Here is a 13,972-nt window from a genome sequence, read left to right on the forward strand (position 1 = left end):
GGTAGTTCTACGCTATATATAAGAAAATTTTTAAAAAGGTGAAGAGGATAACTGTAAATTATTGAACATACTTATTACTTTCTTCTTTGGTTATCCATACAAGTAGTTCTTTTTCCTTGGCATTTAAATGTCGATCTAACCGTTTTTCAAAATCAGAGACTAATTCTGCGAAACGAGGACTATTTTCCATTTACATACCTCCTGTGTCATTTTTATTATAAAATATATAAAGATATATTTTATATGAATCTTTATGCTTGTTTTTCGTTACCTAAACTCTTTCCACTCTCCAAAATTTTTTAATCATATTTACAACAAAGACCGCCCATTATGCATCAGTTTATAAGGCGGTCTTAACTGTATTCATGCTATATATTTATGACCAAAATATCGACATTATTCTAAAAAGACGTCAGCTAAAAAAGGCTATTGCTAAAATAGCTGCGACACAAGCTAAATAGACACTCCCACTCCAATCCCTCTTTTCTTTTTCATTCACTGCATAGCTATTATAAGAACCTTCAATCGGTTCTATTTTAAGTTTTCGTTGTAAGGCTACTTCTTTACCTGAAATCAAGTCTAATTCCTCCATTGTTGGATAGTCGTAAGGTAGGAACCGTCCTTGTTCGTCTCTCAATCTGTTGCTGACGTCTCGTGATACGTGATACGTGCTGCCTTTTCTCTGGCAGAAGACTGTTGATTGGGTTGAATAGCTGTTCCTGACATGGATTGGCCATCTGTTGATGTTCCAAGTAACGTAAAAGCGCTTGTAGACGTTCCTTTTCGCTCAAGGTTATCATGTTTGCCTGCTCCTTTCTCTTCGATGTTGGGCTCTTGTTCCATCCATAACGGGTGAGAAGAAGGCTGCCATGGAGAGGAGGGGAGAGGGGCGTCACTCATTTTATACTCATTCATTAATGCTAAGAAAATAGGGTTATGCGCTGCTGTAAAAAGCGCACACCTCATAATTTGGCTTCGGTCTAATTCGGTAGCGTGAAATAGACTATCTACATATGTACGATAAATAGAATGATACCGCACGGTTGGTCGATAGGTTTCTATGTGATTTTTCGGCTTCTTATTTTACTTCATACGCGTTTTTCTCTTTCAGGATGACCTCTAACATCTGCTTACCTTCTAACGTTAAATAGACGTCTTTTCGATTCAATAACGAGATTGCTAATTCTTTTGTCATACTACTCTCTCCAGTCCTGATGATTTAAGGTGACGTCTCTTTTTGACGTCTTAATAAATGATATGAGCTGATGCTTGTCCAATATGTGCAAAAGAATGAAATAAAGTGCAAAAGAATGTATATCATGTTTTTTAAATGGGCAGTATGATAACAAAAACAGGAGTGGTAAAGTTGTGGTGGAAAAATCCAAAGAGGAGCAAATTTGGAAAATTTCTAGATCGGGAAGGTATCACACAAAATGAATTTGCTAGCGAGAGTAAAATATCTAAACGAACAATTTCTACTTTGTGTAATGACTCTACATACGAACCTAGCCCTAAAACACTAAAGAAAATTATGTTAGGTGTAAAGAAAATAGATAAAAGTAAACAGCCTCATGATTTTTTTGATATATAAGTAGAAAATGCCCTAACAATCTTAGGAATGATACGTAAATGTTTTATAGAATTTAACGTAGCATAAAGAAACCACTTGTTATATACGAGTGGTTTCTTTAAATTTTAGAATAACTTCTACTGCTTTTTTATATCCTCCTGCTTCTCTTAAAGACTTTCCAACTAAAGAACTCTTATCCTTAAATGAAGCGTTTGATAGCACTTGTTCTGTTGTGTTTCGTAATGTAGGAGCATCTAGGTTCAAACGATTAAGTTGTAAACCAGCTCCTAACTTTTCAATTTGATTAGCAACTATTGGTTGATCCCCCATAACAGGAATGACCACAAGAGGAACTCCAAAGTAAAGTGCTTCACTAGAACTATTCATTCCACCGTGCGTGATAAAAACATCTGCTTGCTCTAATATTTCTAATTGAGGTACATATTGATGCACTCTAAAATTGGAGGGAATATCATCAAACTGATGAATATCCGTCTGTTTTCCTACTGCTAGTATAACGGTATGGGGGCTTTTCCTAAATGCTTCAAAACATGTTGTATATAATTCAGGTTGCTGATTAAATACGGTTCCCATGGAGATAAAGATAAGTTTAGTATCATGCTGTACTTTAAATGGAATGTGCTCTATATCGTGACGTTTTGCAATAGATGGCCCAACAAAAATAAAAGATTCATCAAATTCTTCAGCATTAGGTTGATAGAACTTTGAGGTGTATACAAGGGTGATATCGCCAGGGCATGTCATAAGATTTTTTTTATTAGTAAGAATCACGCCATACTTATCTTTCCATTTTGTTTTAATCTCTTCAATCTCTTGATACTTTGAAGAGGTTTTATCCATTTCTCCTCTATTTTGCATAAGAGTGGAGAAGATTTCTCGATTAATCGCAAATGTTGTACAAGAAGAAATTTTGGGTAGATTTAAAACGTCAGCAATAATCCACCCTGCAGCAAAGTTATTGTCATAAATTACGTAATCGTATTTCTCATCTCTTACTTCTTTTAAAACCTTCTCTACGGTTGCATCCATGGCTTTCCCCATATACAACAGCATTTCAAGAGGGTCTATTTTTTCATTTACTCTTTTTGTGATATGGCTAGGCGTTAGAAAATTTTCGTAAGGTCGAAACAATGCGCCCGTTTTCTCTATTTTAGTTTTATATTCTTCTACACAATAATATACAACCTCCTCACCTTGCTTTATCAATTCTTCTACCAATGGAATTGTAGGATTAATATGACCTTCTCCAGGGAAATTAAAGAACAAAACTTTTCCCATCTAATTCCCTCCTTGTTCAAAGATATTTACTACCTTCAGATTTTACTATATGCGTAGCTTTCCCTTAGTTTAAAGGCAGAATGACATTTATTAAATGGATAAAATAAATAAGAATTAAACTTTCCGTTTCTTCATTGCTCTTAATTAAGGTGTAAGCATCACTACATAAGTTTCTTACGTTAAGGTAAAACATATCCTTTATTAAGAGTTATGTATATAAACAACTCCACCCTGGCTATAGATGTCGTAAAGTATTAGAAGGAGAAGATTCTTACAAACGGAAAAAGGAAGAATGGATATCCATTCTTCCTCCAGCCATCATTATAAAGTTTTATTAGAAACGTCCGCCGCCAAGTTGTTGCTCAGCCATTTGTACAAGACGTTTTGTGATTTCGCCACCTACTGATCCGTTTGCACGTGCAGTTGTGTCAGCACCAAGGTTTACACCAAATTCGCTAGCGATTTCATATTTCATTTGATCGATTGCTTGTTCAGCACCGTATACTAATAATTCGTTGTTGTTACTGCTTTTGTTGTTTGCCATGTTGTGTCACCTCCTTGTTTCTTTTAAGTTTCCTATGATAAGAGAAGTGTATACATGGTAAATAATGGACGTATAATTTGGTATTCATTTCACATACTAAATGTTAGAAACTAATGACACTGTAAAAAGTGAAATCAGACGTTTCATTTCCTTGTGTTGAAGACTAAAACGATTGCCATGTACAAGAAAAAGGATGACACCTTGAGTGGTCATCCTTTTTCTCATGTTAAAACTTCATTGTGAAAAGTGAAAAAAAGGGCATACTCGTATCTTGTTTGGATGAGGACTTTAGCAAGTATTAGAAATTTGATTTTTGCTAGTTATTGTACATTAATAATTAAGAAAAGAGGATCACTTATGAATATGCTTAGAGGTTATAGTCAGAGTAGTTCTGTCATTCTTAGTACTTTTAATCTTAACAAGGATAATGGGTAGAAAAGAGATTAGCCAGATGAATTTTTTTAACTTTTTCTCAGCTATTACAATTGGTACTCTGAGTGGAGCTTTGGTTACAGATCAAACTCTTAGTATAGGAAATGGTCTTATTGCTCTGCTTGCTTGGAGTATTTTAACGATTATTATTGGAATTATGACGATTAAATCTAAAAAGACGAAACAACTAATAGATCGTGAACCAATCATTTCACTATTTCACCTGAATTTTATTCAAGCTATCTTTACTAATTGATGATGAATTAAATAACGTTTTATATCAGTTTTTGCCCATCCCTCAAAATGATTTTTAATGTAACTGTGTTTAGTTATACGGTGTGGTATAGGAAGAGGAAATCTAGACGTGATATACTAATAATAAACATAAAGATAATGGAGGGCATTATGACAAAACGATTAGACTTACGTGTCGACTTTGCGTTTAAATCGTTATTTGGCACCCATGGCAATGAATCCATTCTAGCTGCTTTTTTAAATGCAGCACTTCGCTTTCCAAACGAGAAAAAAATTCAAACGGTTCAGTTATTGGATCCACATTTTAATAAAGAAAACCAAGAAGATAAACGCTCAATTTTAGATGTACACGCGCAATTAGAAGATGGAAGCCGCGTCAATATTGAAATTCAGCTTAATAATAAACATGACATGGAAAAGCGAACACTCTATTACTGGTCCAAAATGTATAGCAGCCAAATGAAAGAAGGTATGGACTACGGAGAGCTTTGTAAAACAATTACAATTAATATCGTTAACTTCCGTTATTTGTCCCATATCCATGATTATCACTCAACTTTTCAGCTGTATGAGCGTGAACAAAAATTGCTCTTAACAGATATGCTGGAAATTCACTTCATGGAGCTACCTAAGTTATTAATCAAATGGCGTAATAGAGAAGTGGACCCACGAGAAGATCAACTTGTGCGATGGTTATTATTACTTGAAGCATCTGAAGATGAAGAAATCACTCAAGTATTGGAGGAGATTGCGATGCAAGAAGATCAAGTGTTAAAGAAAGCCATAGATGAATGGGAACGTGTGAGTCAAGATCCAGAAGTATTATTAGCTTATGAGGCCCGTAGAAAAGCGTTGTTAGATGAAAAGTCAGCTTTAAAAAGAGCAGAAACGCTTGGAGAAAAAAAGGGAAAAGAAGAAACGCTAAAAAAAGTGGCCTTAGGTATGATTGAAAAAGGACTTGATGACGCTGTAATTGCTGAGTTAACAGGATTTACTCAAGAAGAAATTGAAAAGCTTCGTCATCAATAAAAAACGGTGACCTAAAATTAGGTCACCTTCTAATGATTTTATTCTATCAAATAAATTGTGCACTCAATAAATTTTCAGTCTACCATTTATTGAAAGGGGTTACAAATTATTTATATTATGTCTTTTCTCATTTTTATTATCAATTTCGTTTAATTTTATTATAATCTAAGGCTCTTTAAATTTAATTCTAAATAAAATTAGATAAACAATAGGAGGTTTTTCTTTGTGGTTAGTTGCTGAGAAAGACGTTCAACGTGGTGAAAATCATTTTGAGAAATAGTTGATTGTTGATTTAGAATGTTTTTTATATCTGTTAATATACATAATTCATGTAACTCATGATCTGTGAAGATATCTTGAAGGGGACTTAGCCTAAAGAATAGTGGAAGGTTATCACAGAGGAGAGTTCCACCCTCGACGAAAAAAATTTGTCTCCATAAATGCCCAAAATGTCTGGTCATTTCTTTTTCAATTATACCTACTAATGCCAATTCAATCTCGAATAACAAGGCATACGATTCAAATAAGAGCTCTTTCTTCATTCACATGCCACCCTTTATAAGATTTTAAAAGTAGTCAAATTACAGTTACTACAGAGTCAAGTCAAGTTTTCCATGATATGTAGCATAAAAACATTTTTTATAATAAAGCCTTTTTTGCTTATATTTTGCATCCAACGTTTTTGTGTGTTTGGCTATAACATAATAGCTGAAAACACCTCATTTTCAAATTAATTAGAGTTACGGTTAACTATATATGGTAATTTAAACATAAGATCATCCCTTCCTAAAATGTCAATTGCGCTTAATTCTTAAAATAGCACATTTCGTTACTATTTACCTCCATTTTGTTACTTAACTTCACATATAACATGACTTTTCTCATCTTTATAAGTAAAAATATTCAATTTTTTCATATTAACGGATGATTTCATGTAGTAGAATTAATTTTGCTATAAATGAACAATACGTATGAAAATCCATTTATAAAAGGGGATAAAACAATGAAAAGTCGTGTTATGAAGATTGTTACTTCGCTAGCTATAGGAATAGGGATTTCCGCAGCTCCTGCATCATCATACGCAGCAACACCTAAGACCATGAAAGTACATTATATTGATGTCGGTCAGGGAGATAGTATTTATATTAAAGCTCCTAATGGCGAAGACATTGTCATTGACGGAGGAAACAAAGGAAAAGGAAATCTAGTCGTAAGCTATTTAAAGAAGCAAAAGGTCGATGATATAGAGGTCTTAATTTCTACTCATCCAGATGCTGATCACATTGGGGGATTAGATGAAGTTATTAACGCGTTCAAAGTAGAAAATGTTTATGCACCAAAGGTAAGTAATAACACTCAAGCTTACAAAGACTTTTTAAATGCAGTTAAAAAGAAAAAGCTAAAGATCCAAACAGCACAAGCAGGCGTAAAGCTACCTGTTAAAGATGTAAACGCTCAAATTGTAGGGCCTACCAAAACATATACTAATAGTGATTTAAATGACTGGAGTGCTGTTGTACACATGACTTATAAGAAAAATACATTTTTATTTACAGGTGATGCTGAAACAAAAGCAGAAGCAGACATGATCAAGGCCAAGAAAACACTACGTGCAGATATACTTAAAGTAGGTCATCATGGCGCTAAAACCTCTACAAGTAAGAATTTCTTAGATGTTGTAAAACCTAAGTATGCTGTCATCAGCGTTGGTAAAAATAGCTATGGACATCCTACTTCTCAAGTAGTGAACTTGTTAAAAAATTCGAAAGCAAGTATTCTGCGCACAGACCAAAGTGGTACGATTATTATCACTGGTGATGGAACATCTTACTCTGTTAAAAAATCGAGGTAATTATGAAAAAGATAAAAGGTATTATTGATCGGTTTGAAGAGGGATTTGCTGTTGTTGAAATTGAAGGAAAAACAAAGGATTACCCTAAGGGTATCTTCCCTCGTGAAATACAAATTGGGGATGTCGTTTATATTACAGGAGACAAAGTTGAGATTGATAGACGCGAAACAAAAAAACTAGCAAAAGAAATTGAAGATTTAATGAATGAAGTCTGGGAAGATTAAATTTGCTTACTAATTATAGACGCAGGGATATAGATATTAAATGATTCAAAAAGCTGAAATTTACCTTTTCGGCTTTTTTTGTTACCACTAATCCGTTTAGGCAAAAGAATGAATTAGTTCGTCAATGTTATCCTGAACACATTGAAAAGATCCGCATGTTTATCTTAAAAGATAAACGTGCAGATGATGAATAGCTTAAGGGATAAAACTTAAAAGTGTGTATAGAAATAGCATTGAAAGCAACAATCTCATATGCAAATGGCATGACAATGTTGCTTTTTTTCTGCAGATATAGGTATATACTTATACATTTTCTTTTACAATTCAACATATTAAACCTTATTATGGAATTAAACTTAAAATAAGGTGGGAGATGCTTGTATGAGAGCTAAGATTGAGAAAGCGAACCATGTAGTGATGTTTGAAACAGCTGGTGAGTTTTATGCGCACGAAGTGACTCAAGGTCCTAAAGTGGGTTTCTTTGCTTGCCCCTCTTGTGGAGTGAAAGTTTATCATAAACAAGATCATTTCTTTTCACGTGAACATGCACGTACGTGTACTTACGTACAAGAGCAAATTAAGAAGAAATTTTGAACTTATATCTTGAGAGCTGATTTATAAACTCCCTATAGGTTAATTTATACATTTATAGTATAATATGAAAGTTATGCTTATGAGTATATAAAAGGAGAGTCAGCATGAGAGGACTAAGTACATTGCGAAAGATAGATGCAGTAGGACGTATAGTAATTCCCATTGAACTCAGAAAGGTACTGGATATAGGTAAAGACGATTCAGTTGAGATTTTATTGGAAGAGGATCATATAGAAATAAAGAAATACAAAGAATGCAACAAATGTGTAATTACAGGTGAGATAACAACCGAAAATCGTAAATATGCAAATAACCTAGTTCTAAGTCCATCAGGTGCAGAAATATTATATAAAGAAATAAAAGATAAGAAAAAAGCCTTTGAATCTTAGATTCTAAGGCTTTTTTAGGTGGAATTATTTTTTATGTTGCATACTTTCTAACCAATTTTGTACAGAAGAACCTAGGTTAGTGGCCCCAACTTTTAATTCATCCATAATATAAGAAATTAAATTGTGTAAACTGTACTCTTCCTTATACGGATTGTTTTTATTGATGAATTTTAATACCTCTTTTAATTCCTTTAGCCGTCCCTGATCCAACTCTTCTTCTAAATGTCGAGTCATGTACTCATCTACAAAATCAGAATTCCTAATGCTCGCTTCAATTAAGAAAGATGCTGCTAATGCAGGAGAACAATCTAAAGCATAGGCTAAACGTTTTAGAACATCATATGTTTCTCCGTGTCCATCTTTTAAGCGAGTAGAAACACGTTCTTTTTCTATGTTTTTATATAACTGTCTAATTGGCTCTTTGGACATATCCCCCATATACACTGTACTTCCACAGCTAAATCCTCTTCTGAAATAATTTGATAAGTAGTCCATAACTTTTGAAGAAGCAAGACCTGAGATACAAATTGATTCAACTACATTTTTTACAGGGGTATTTGTAATATAGGATAATCGATAAATACATTCTTTAAGATCAATTGGAAGTGATGGCTTTACATCTCGTTTTTTGTCACTTCGAATTCTCCTCTTCTTCTCTTCTACTCTCACACAATCACTCCTAAAATCTAAATTTATCTCTAGGACAATGACTTTCTGTACATACCTAAAACATATATATGGCAGGGGAGGGAAGAGCATGTATAATTTTTTTAGATATTGGAAAAAACTTATAATAGTAGAACATGAGAGGAGTCTTTTGTATGAAAATGACGAAAGAAGAGGCGCAAGAAATCGCTAAAAAAATAAAGGAAAACTCTAATAAGTACGGATTGCCTGTAAAGAAAAAGAAAAATGCTAGTTCAACCTAAAAAAGAATATATAAAATAAAGCCTTCCACCTAATAAAAAGAGAGAAGGCTTATATTTTTCTACTATACTTATGGAATAACATTTACTAAATTACGTAATGAAGGTAAAAGGAATTCATAATAAAGCTTCAAAAAGATATGTTTTACTTTAACAACTAAAGCCACTAGATGTACTAGTGGCTTAGGCTTTTAAAAATCACTAAATTCTTCAAGATCATCATCATCTAAAGATCCAGACACTTGTTCTAAATCTGCAATTTTTCCTTCTTTGATAGCGTGGTTTTCTGAAGACTTCTCTTTAATATCGTCTGATGCATTGGCAAAACCATTAGCTTGAGCTAATTTCTTTAACTCCCGCAGCTCAGAATTGATATGTTCGAGCAGTTCTTCTGTTCTATTCTCCTGTTCTACTTGATCGGTAGATGTATGATGGAGTTCACGAACAATTAAAGATGAAATATAGTCCCCCAATTTTCGAGACTTTGCATATTTTGCAAGTACGTCATAGACTTCATCACTTAACTGGTTGGTTTTTATCGTAAAGGCGTTCTGACGCTCTGACATGGTTATCACCTACGTTGTTAGGATTTAACGGCTTTCTTCTCGGCTTGTTTCTTTTGAAGATATCCAAGGCTTCGAATTTCTAGGCCAAATAAATTTAAGTGACGACTATCTTCTGGCACCTTATGATATTTCTCTGTACGTTCTTCACCGATTTTTTCATTCATGATATTCATAATGGCTACTTCTAGTGTCGGAGCAACACCACCACTATATACATATTTACGAATTTTATTTGCTGGCGGTGGGGCTACATCGTTTAACTTCGCTAGTAAAATCTCTACATAGTCTTTTAAAGAAGATCTAATTTGAGCTGTTAAGTCGATGGATTCACCTGTGTTTTCATTTTTCAACTCGAATTTTTGTTTGCTGTAATTATCTAAAATAAACTGATCAAAAGCACGTAAATCGGTAAACAGCTCTGGGAATTTCTCTTTTCGTAACTTATCGATATGAGCTAAATAGGGAATACCCTCGATGCTTTGGAATGATTCACGGCTGTTCGCAGCTTTTAATCCCTCTGGTAAAATAACGACATCAATTGATCCTCCACCGATATCAACCATTACGGTTTCGCATTCCACATATTCATTAGCATCTTCACGGTCTTGAAGCGTTAGGTCTTTCTTTAACGCAAAGCGTGCAATTTCTCCTTCTTTTAAGCATGCACTTTCTTCCACAGAAACTTTTATTTCTTTTTCAAACCCTGGTGTATGAATATGGAAAGCATGGTCCCCTAAGAAACGAGTTGCCATTGCTTTTTGTGCTTCACCAAATGTGCTTTCTTTTTTTAGTAACCAGATTGGTAACATCGTAGAGAAATAACCAATCTCAATGCTATTATCCTTTTGATCTTTCGCATGCAATGCATGATAGTATGCAATGGCAGCCAAAAATGTCACGTAAGGAATATGGCTTGTAATTTTATTATGTAAACGATTAATGTGATTGTTCGCAAGTTGTTGGCTTGCGGCGATGTCACCGACTAAGAAATAACGTTCTTTCTCTTCGTCACCGATTGTTGTAGATAGTAAGATACGCTTCTTAAATTCTTCTGGTGCCGTCACAGCATCTGTAAAGAATGAATCAGCAGCTTCTTTTTGAAGTTCTACAACGTTGGTTGGGAAGTCAAATAGGTACCCATCCATAATGTTCATATCCACGGAGTTTCCACAGTCTTTATTAAAACGTGAAATTTTCATCTCTATACACCTCATTTTTAAGTTAAACTTCTGTTGAACTTATTATACAAGAAGAAGGGCAGAATTTCAACCCTTTAGTTCAACTTATTCACCTTCAAAAACTTACATATATCAACAATTATTTTTATCTAGTTGAACTTATTTTGGCATTAGAAGAATAGGTGATTAGGGATTCTCTTTTAATCATAAATTACGCTTTTTTATTAAGGACAATTTATTACAAGTAATTTTGCGTAATGTACCTTATAGATAGTGAAATTAAATATTAATAGCCACACTTACAACTAGAGGTGGCGCTAATTTCTAAAATATTCAAATGTTTATTTGATTATTTTTAGAAATTAGACCTAAATTCATATTGGACAAACATATGCTGGGTAACAGAGGATAGGATACGGTTGATGCAAAAGGGGGAAATGCATGACATATCTTAAAGTATTGAAAGTATTTTATGTGCTTTTGGCTGTAGTGGGAGCCATTCTAGCTATCGTTTCTTACTTTCAACATTCACTTTATTTAAAGTCATTTGGCCTTGTTTTGTTAGGGTCATCGCTCGTTTTTAATAGTTACACTACCCATTTAGAGTGGAAAGGAAGGGGGTCCTTTCTTTACATGGCCATAGGTCTAATAGTGATTGCCATAGCTATAGGTGGTTTTACTAATGCATGGTAACTATTTTTGTTAATGAAGAAAAATCTATATAGTTAATATTATAGATTGGACATTTTAGCTTCTAGCATCTAAGAACAACCAAACTATCCTCATTTTTAATAAAGTTGTCTTTCTAGGATCAATTTTAGTTAACATAAAACCTATTATCGGTAATCATATTTAGAATTAATTAGATTACTAAAAGTTATTGTATCTTTTCTCGACATAGCGAAACTTCGAAAGTAAAATTACAAAGTATAAATGTATTTTTTTGTAAAATAGAATAATGAGAGGTGTGAACATTGAAAATTGCATTCTTTGACAGAGACGGAACTATAATTGAAGATTATCTAGATCATGAATGGACTAGAATAGAGCGTCCTATATTTATAGAGGGTTCAATTAACACGTTAAAAGAAGTCATAAAAAAAGGTTATAAAATTATACTCATTACAAACCAATACATTATTAACGAAGGATACATTACAATTGACCAGTATCACGACATAAATAATCAAATGATAAATGAGTTAAAAGTCCAAGGGGTTGAATTGCTTGATGTTTTTTATTGCCCACATGGTAAAGACGAAGGTTGTACTTGTATAAAACCTGAAACTGGAATGATTATGAAAGCAATTTATAAATATCCTGAAATTAGATTGGAAGAATGTTTTATGATTGGTGACTCAATAGTTGATATAGAACTAGCGATAAACATGGGAATTAAAGGTTTTGGAATAGGAATAGGCTCTAATTATAAGCAAGAAAATATATATCAATTGAATACTATCAAAGATTTGCCAACTTATATTTAGATTTAAAAGGTAAATCTAACAACCTTAATTAACATAATGTGAATTCTAGGTATCAAAAAAAGCTTTTAAGTGTTATGTTTCTTAAAAGCTTTTTTTGTATGAATTATCATCTAGTGAAGAACATATTTAAAATCTTTTTCAAAAATTGTTCGTAGGACTTAAACATAGAGCTAAATTTTGAACTTTGCTTTTCTTTTGGATTCATCATATTCCTACTCCCTATGTAAATGTTGATTAAAAGTCTCAGCAATAAACATAAATTCTACATCGTCTTTATGTATAAAAAATGTAGTACATCCCTCAATATCTGTGATCCTGTTTGATTGAGAACATATAACGTCTACCTCAACTAATTCAAAGTTAACAGCATCAGTATTCTCAGTATCCAAACCAGTTGTTAAATAGTGAACACTATCTCCAAAAGACTTGAAAACAAGCCTTTTTCCTTTTAGTTCTTCATCGTTGACCTCAAAATAATCGTTATTCAGTATGCCTTTAAAAGGTGTCATTTTTGGAAAGCATTCAATATGATGGATACCTTCATAACGTCTTAAGCTAAACATATAAGAGTGTGTTTCATTTGGCTCAATCTCAATACCGTATTTATAAGTAAACGTCTTATAAACCATTTCATAAAACAATGGAATGATAATATCGTCCCAAGCATCATAAGCATGAGCATGTATAGGAATTAGATGAGGGTATAAGCTCGTAATTGCTTGTTGGAAATTCAACAAAATGTCTGTGTCAGTAAGTTCACTCAAAGAATCATCCACTTCATGATTCTTAATCTTAGATAATCTATTATCAATCATTAAGCCATTCCTCCTCATAAGAAAAGTGTTACTCCTTAATTATACCTTTATCGAGATTAATAACTGTAACCCATATACAAAATCAGTTTACATAATCAAAATTACAGGAACAAAAAAGCAGTTGAACATATCGGTTTCAACTGCTTTTTTTTTTGATATTATTTATGGGTAATTTTAAAAGAAACTAATTGTACAGCTTTCAAACTTAACATTCTCAATAGTTTATAACTTAAATAGCCTATATAAGCACCAAAGACATTGAGTATAATATCATCAACATAGCTTTTCTTGAATCCATTTTTATATCTCCATTTTGTTTTCTTCTTAGTAGAAACTTAATCCCAGTAGTTATAAAGAACTTCCCCTAAAGTAATTGGTTTCCAATATGCTATTTGCGCTAATTCTGCACTATTTAGTTGGTTGTCATTATTTATTAGTACAGATCCCTTTTTACGGGTGTACATTAACTTTTCATTCAGTGACTCTGCACCTAGAATCGTGTAAAAAGCTGAAAAGAAGAAGCTTAGTTCTTTGTCATTAACAAAGGTGATTCTCTCTTCATGAACAGAAGAGGCAAATGCAACAAATGGATAATGCTTATTTAGCAATACGTAGACCTCTTTATTACTAATTCTTAAAACGCTAAAAAGAAAATTGGAATGAACGTCTGTATCGTTACATTCCAATAGTTCTCCATTATAAGTTCTTGCAGCTTCATAACTATGTATTTTAAACTGCTTAAGACTGGTAGCAGGAGGTTTATCCTTTAGGTCTATATAAAAACCTGTTACACCATTTAGTAGTTCCATAAG

At 33.2% G+C, this 13,972-nt stretch carries 20 protein-coding genes; 9 read left to right on the forward strand and 11 right to left on the reverse strand.

From position 1 onward, the window contains the following. Positions 1-58: 58 nt before the first annotated feature. From BG04_RS31735 to BG04_RS29190, 3 genes are all read right to left on the reverse strand, one after another. A complete protein-coding gene (locus BG04_RS31735) occupies positions 59-190 on the reverse strand; it encodes a hypothetical protein (RefSeq protein WP_256656521.1) in 132 nt (43 codons plus the stop codon). A 222-nt stretch (positions 191-412) separates the two neighbouring features. Next, positions 413-577, reverse strand: coding sequence for a hypothetical protein (locus BG04_RS30720; RefSeq protein WP_155276316.1), 165 nt, complete (start codon positions 575-577; stop codon positions 413-415). A gap of 56 nt (positions 578-633) precedes the next feature. After that, complete coding sequence (locus tag BG04_RS29190) at positions 634-900, reverse strand: hypothetical protein (RefSeq protein WP_136461697.1); 267 nt, start codon at positions 898-900, stop codon at positions 634-636. Between the two features lie 457 nt (positions 901-1,357). Between BG04_RS29190 and BG04_RS28620 the strand changes: the two genes are divergently transcribed. Continuing rightward, positions 1,358-1,591 carry a helix-turn-helix domain-containing protein gene (locus BG04_RS28620; protein WP_305954823.1) on the forward strand — a complete coding sequence of 78 codons (234 nt, stop codon included), beginning with the start codon at positions 1,358-1,360 and terminating at the stop codon, positions 1,589-1,591. 78 nt (positions 1,592-1,669) lie between these two features. Here BG04_RS28620 and BG04_RS28625 read toward each other — a convergent pair whose 3' ends face one another. Both BG04_RS28625 and BG04_RS28630 read right to left on the reverse strand, forming a co-directional pair. After that, positions 1,670-2,869, reverse strand: a complete 1,200-nt coding sequence (locus BG04_RS28625; protein ID WP_034655638.1) for a macrolide family glycosyltransferase — start codon at positions 2,867-2,869, stop codon at positions 1,670-1,672. A 334-nt stretch (positions 2,870-3,203) separates the two neighbouring features. Further along, positions 3,204-3,413: an alpha/beta-type small acid-soluble spore protein gene (locus tag BG04_RS28630; RefSeq protein WP_013084404.1), complete on the reverse strand. Its 210-nt coding sequence runs from the start codon at positions 3,411-3,413 to the stop codon at positions 3,204-3,206. Positions 3,414-3,789: 376 nt separating this feature from the next. Here BG04_RS28630 and BG04_RS28635 point away from each other — a divergent pair, with 376 nt between their 5' ends. Both BG04_RS28635 and BG04_RS28640 read left to right on the forward strand, forming a co-directional pair. Next, complete coding sequence (locus BG04_RS28635; RefSeq protein WP_329955343.1) at positions 3,790-4,101, forward strand: DUF421 domain-containing protein; 312 nt, start codon at positions 3,790-3,792, stop codon at positions 4,099-4,101. A 149-nt stretch (positions 4,102-4,250) separates the two neighbouring features. After that, entirely contained in the window at positions 4,251-5,129 is an 879-nt protein-coding gene (locus BG04_RS28640; RefSeq protein WP_034655641.1) for an Rpn family recombination-promoting nuclease/putative transposase, read from the forward strand. A 197-nt stretch (positions 5,130-5,326) separates the two neighbouring features. Here the strand turns inward: BG04_RS28640 and BG04_RS28645 are convergent, their stop codons facing one another. Further along, entirely contained in the window at positions 5,327-5,671 is a 345-nt protein-coding gene (locus BG04_RS28645; protein WP_034655644.1) for a hypothetical protein, read from the reverse strand. A 461-nt stretch (positions 5,672-6,132) separates the two neighbouring features. Here BG04_RS28645 and BG04_RS28650 point away from each other — a divergent pair, with 461 nt between their 5' ends. From BG04_RS28650 to BG04_RS28665, 4 genes are all read left to right on the forward strand, one after another. Next, positions 6,133-6,981 (forward strand): ComEC/Rec2 family competence protein, encoded by an 849-nt coding sequence (locus BG04_RS28650; protein ID WP_034655645.1) that lies wholly within the window; start codon positions 6,133-6,135, stop codon positions 6,979-6,981. A 2-nt stretch (positions 6,982-6,983) separates the two neighbouring features. Next, positions 6,984-7,205, forward strand: coding sequence for a DUF3006 domain-containing protein (locus BG04_RS28655; protein WP_034655647.1), 222 nt, complete (start codon positions 6,984-6,986; stop codon positions 7,203-7,205). Positions 7,206-7,586: 381 nt separating this feature from the next. After that, positions 7,587-7,799, forward strand: a complete 213-nt coding sequence (locus tag BG04_RS28660) for a hypothetical protein (protein WP_034655649.1) — start codon at positions 7,587-7,589, stop codon at positions 7,797-7,799. Between the two features lie 104 nt (positions 7,800-7,903). Continuing rightward, on the forward strand, positions 7,904-8,188 hold the full coding sequence (locus tag BG04_RS28665) for an AbrB/MazE/SpoVT family DNA-binding domain-containing protein (protein WP_034655652.1): 285 nt from the start codon (positions 7,904-7,906) through the stop codon (positions 8,186-8,188). Positions 8,189-8,212: 24 nt separating this feature from the next. On the opposite strand, the gene BG04_RS28670 is transcribed toward BG04_RS28665, so the two are convergent. The 3 genes from BG04_RS28670 to BG04_RS28680 form a co-directional block, all read right to left on the reverse strand. Then, positions 8,213-8,857: a hypothetical protein gene (locus BG04_RS28670; RefSeq protein ID WP_034655655.1), complete on the reverse strand. Its 645-nt coding sequence runs from the start codon at positions 8,855-8,857 to the stop codon at positions 8,213-8,215. Positions 8,858-9,305: 448 nt separating this feature from the next. After that, positions 9,306-9,680, reverse strand: a complete 375-nt coding sequence (locus BG04_RS28675; RefSeq protein WP_034655658.1) for a hypothetical protein — start codon at positions 9,678-9,680, stop codon at positions 9,306-9,308. Positions 9,681-9,697: 17 nt separating this feature from the next. Further along, positions 9,698-10,879, reverse strand: a complete 1,182-nt coding sequence (locus BG04_RS28680) for an Alp7A family actin-like protein (protein ID WP_034655660.1) — start codon at positions 10,877-10,879, stop codon at positions 9,698-9,700. 420 nt (positions 10,880-11,299) lie between these two features. Here BG04_RS28680 and BG04_RS28685 point away from each other — a divergent pair, with 420 nt between their 5' ends. Beyond that, on the forward strand, positions 11,300-11,551 hold the full coding sequence (locus tag BG04_RS28685) for a hypothetical protein (RefSeq protein WP_034655663.1): 252 nt from the start codon (positions 11,300-11,302) through the stop codon (positions 11,549-11,551). A 281-nt stretch (positions 11,552-11,832) separates the two neighbouring features. Next, entirely contained in the window at positions 11,833-12,345 is a 513-nt protein-coding gene (locus BG04_RS28690) for a D-glycero-alpha-D-manno-heptose-1,7-bisphosphate 7-phosphatase (RefSeq protein WP_034655665.1), read from the forward strand. Positions 12,346-12,557: 212 nt separating this feature from the next. Here the strand turns inward: BG04_RS28690 and BG04_RS28695 are convergent, their stop codons facing one another. Then, positions 12,558-13,160, reverse strand: a complete 603-nt coding sequence (locus tag BG04_RS28695) for a hypothetical protein (protein WP_034655668.1) — start codon at positions 13,158-13,160, stop codon at positions 12,558-12,560. Between the two features lie 335 nt (positions 13,161-13,495). Beyond that, positions 13,496-13,969, reverse strand: a complete 474-nt coding sequence (locus BG04_RS28700) for a hypothetical protein (RefSeq protein ID WP_034655671.1) — start codon at positions 13,967-13,969, stop codon at positions 13,496-13,498. Positions 13,970-13,972 lie beyond the last annotated feature (3 nt).

The organism is Priestia megaterium NBRC 15308 = ATCC 14581, from assembly GCF_000832985.1.
GTDB classification, from domain to species: Bacteria; Bacillota; Bacilli; order Bacillales; family Bacillaceae_H; genus Priestia; species Priestia megaterium.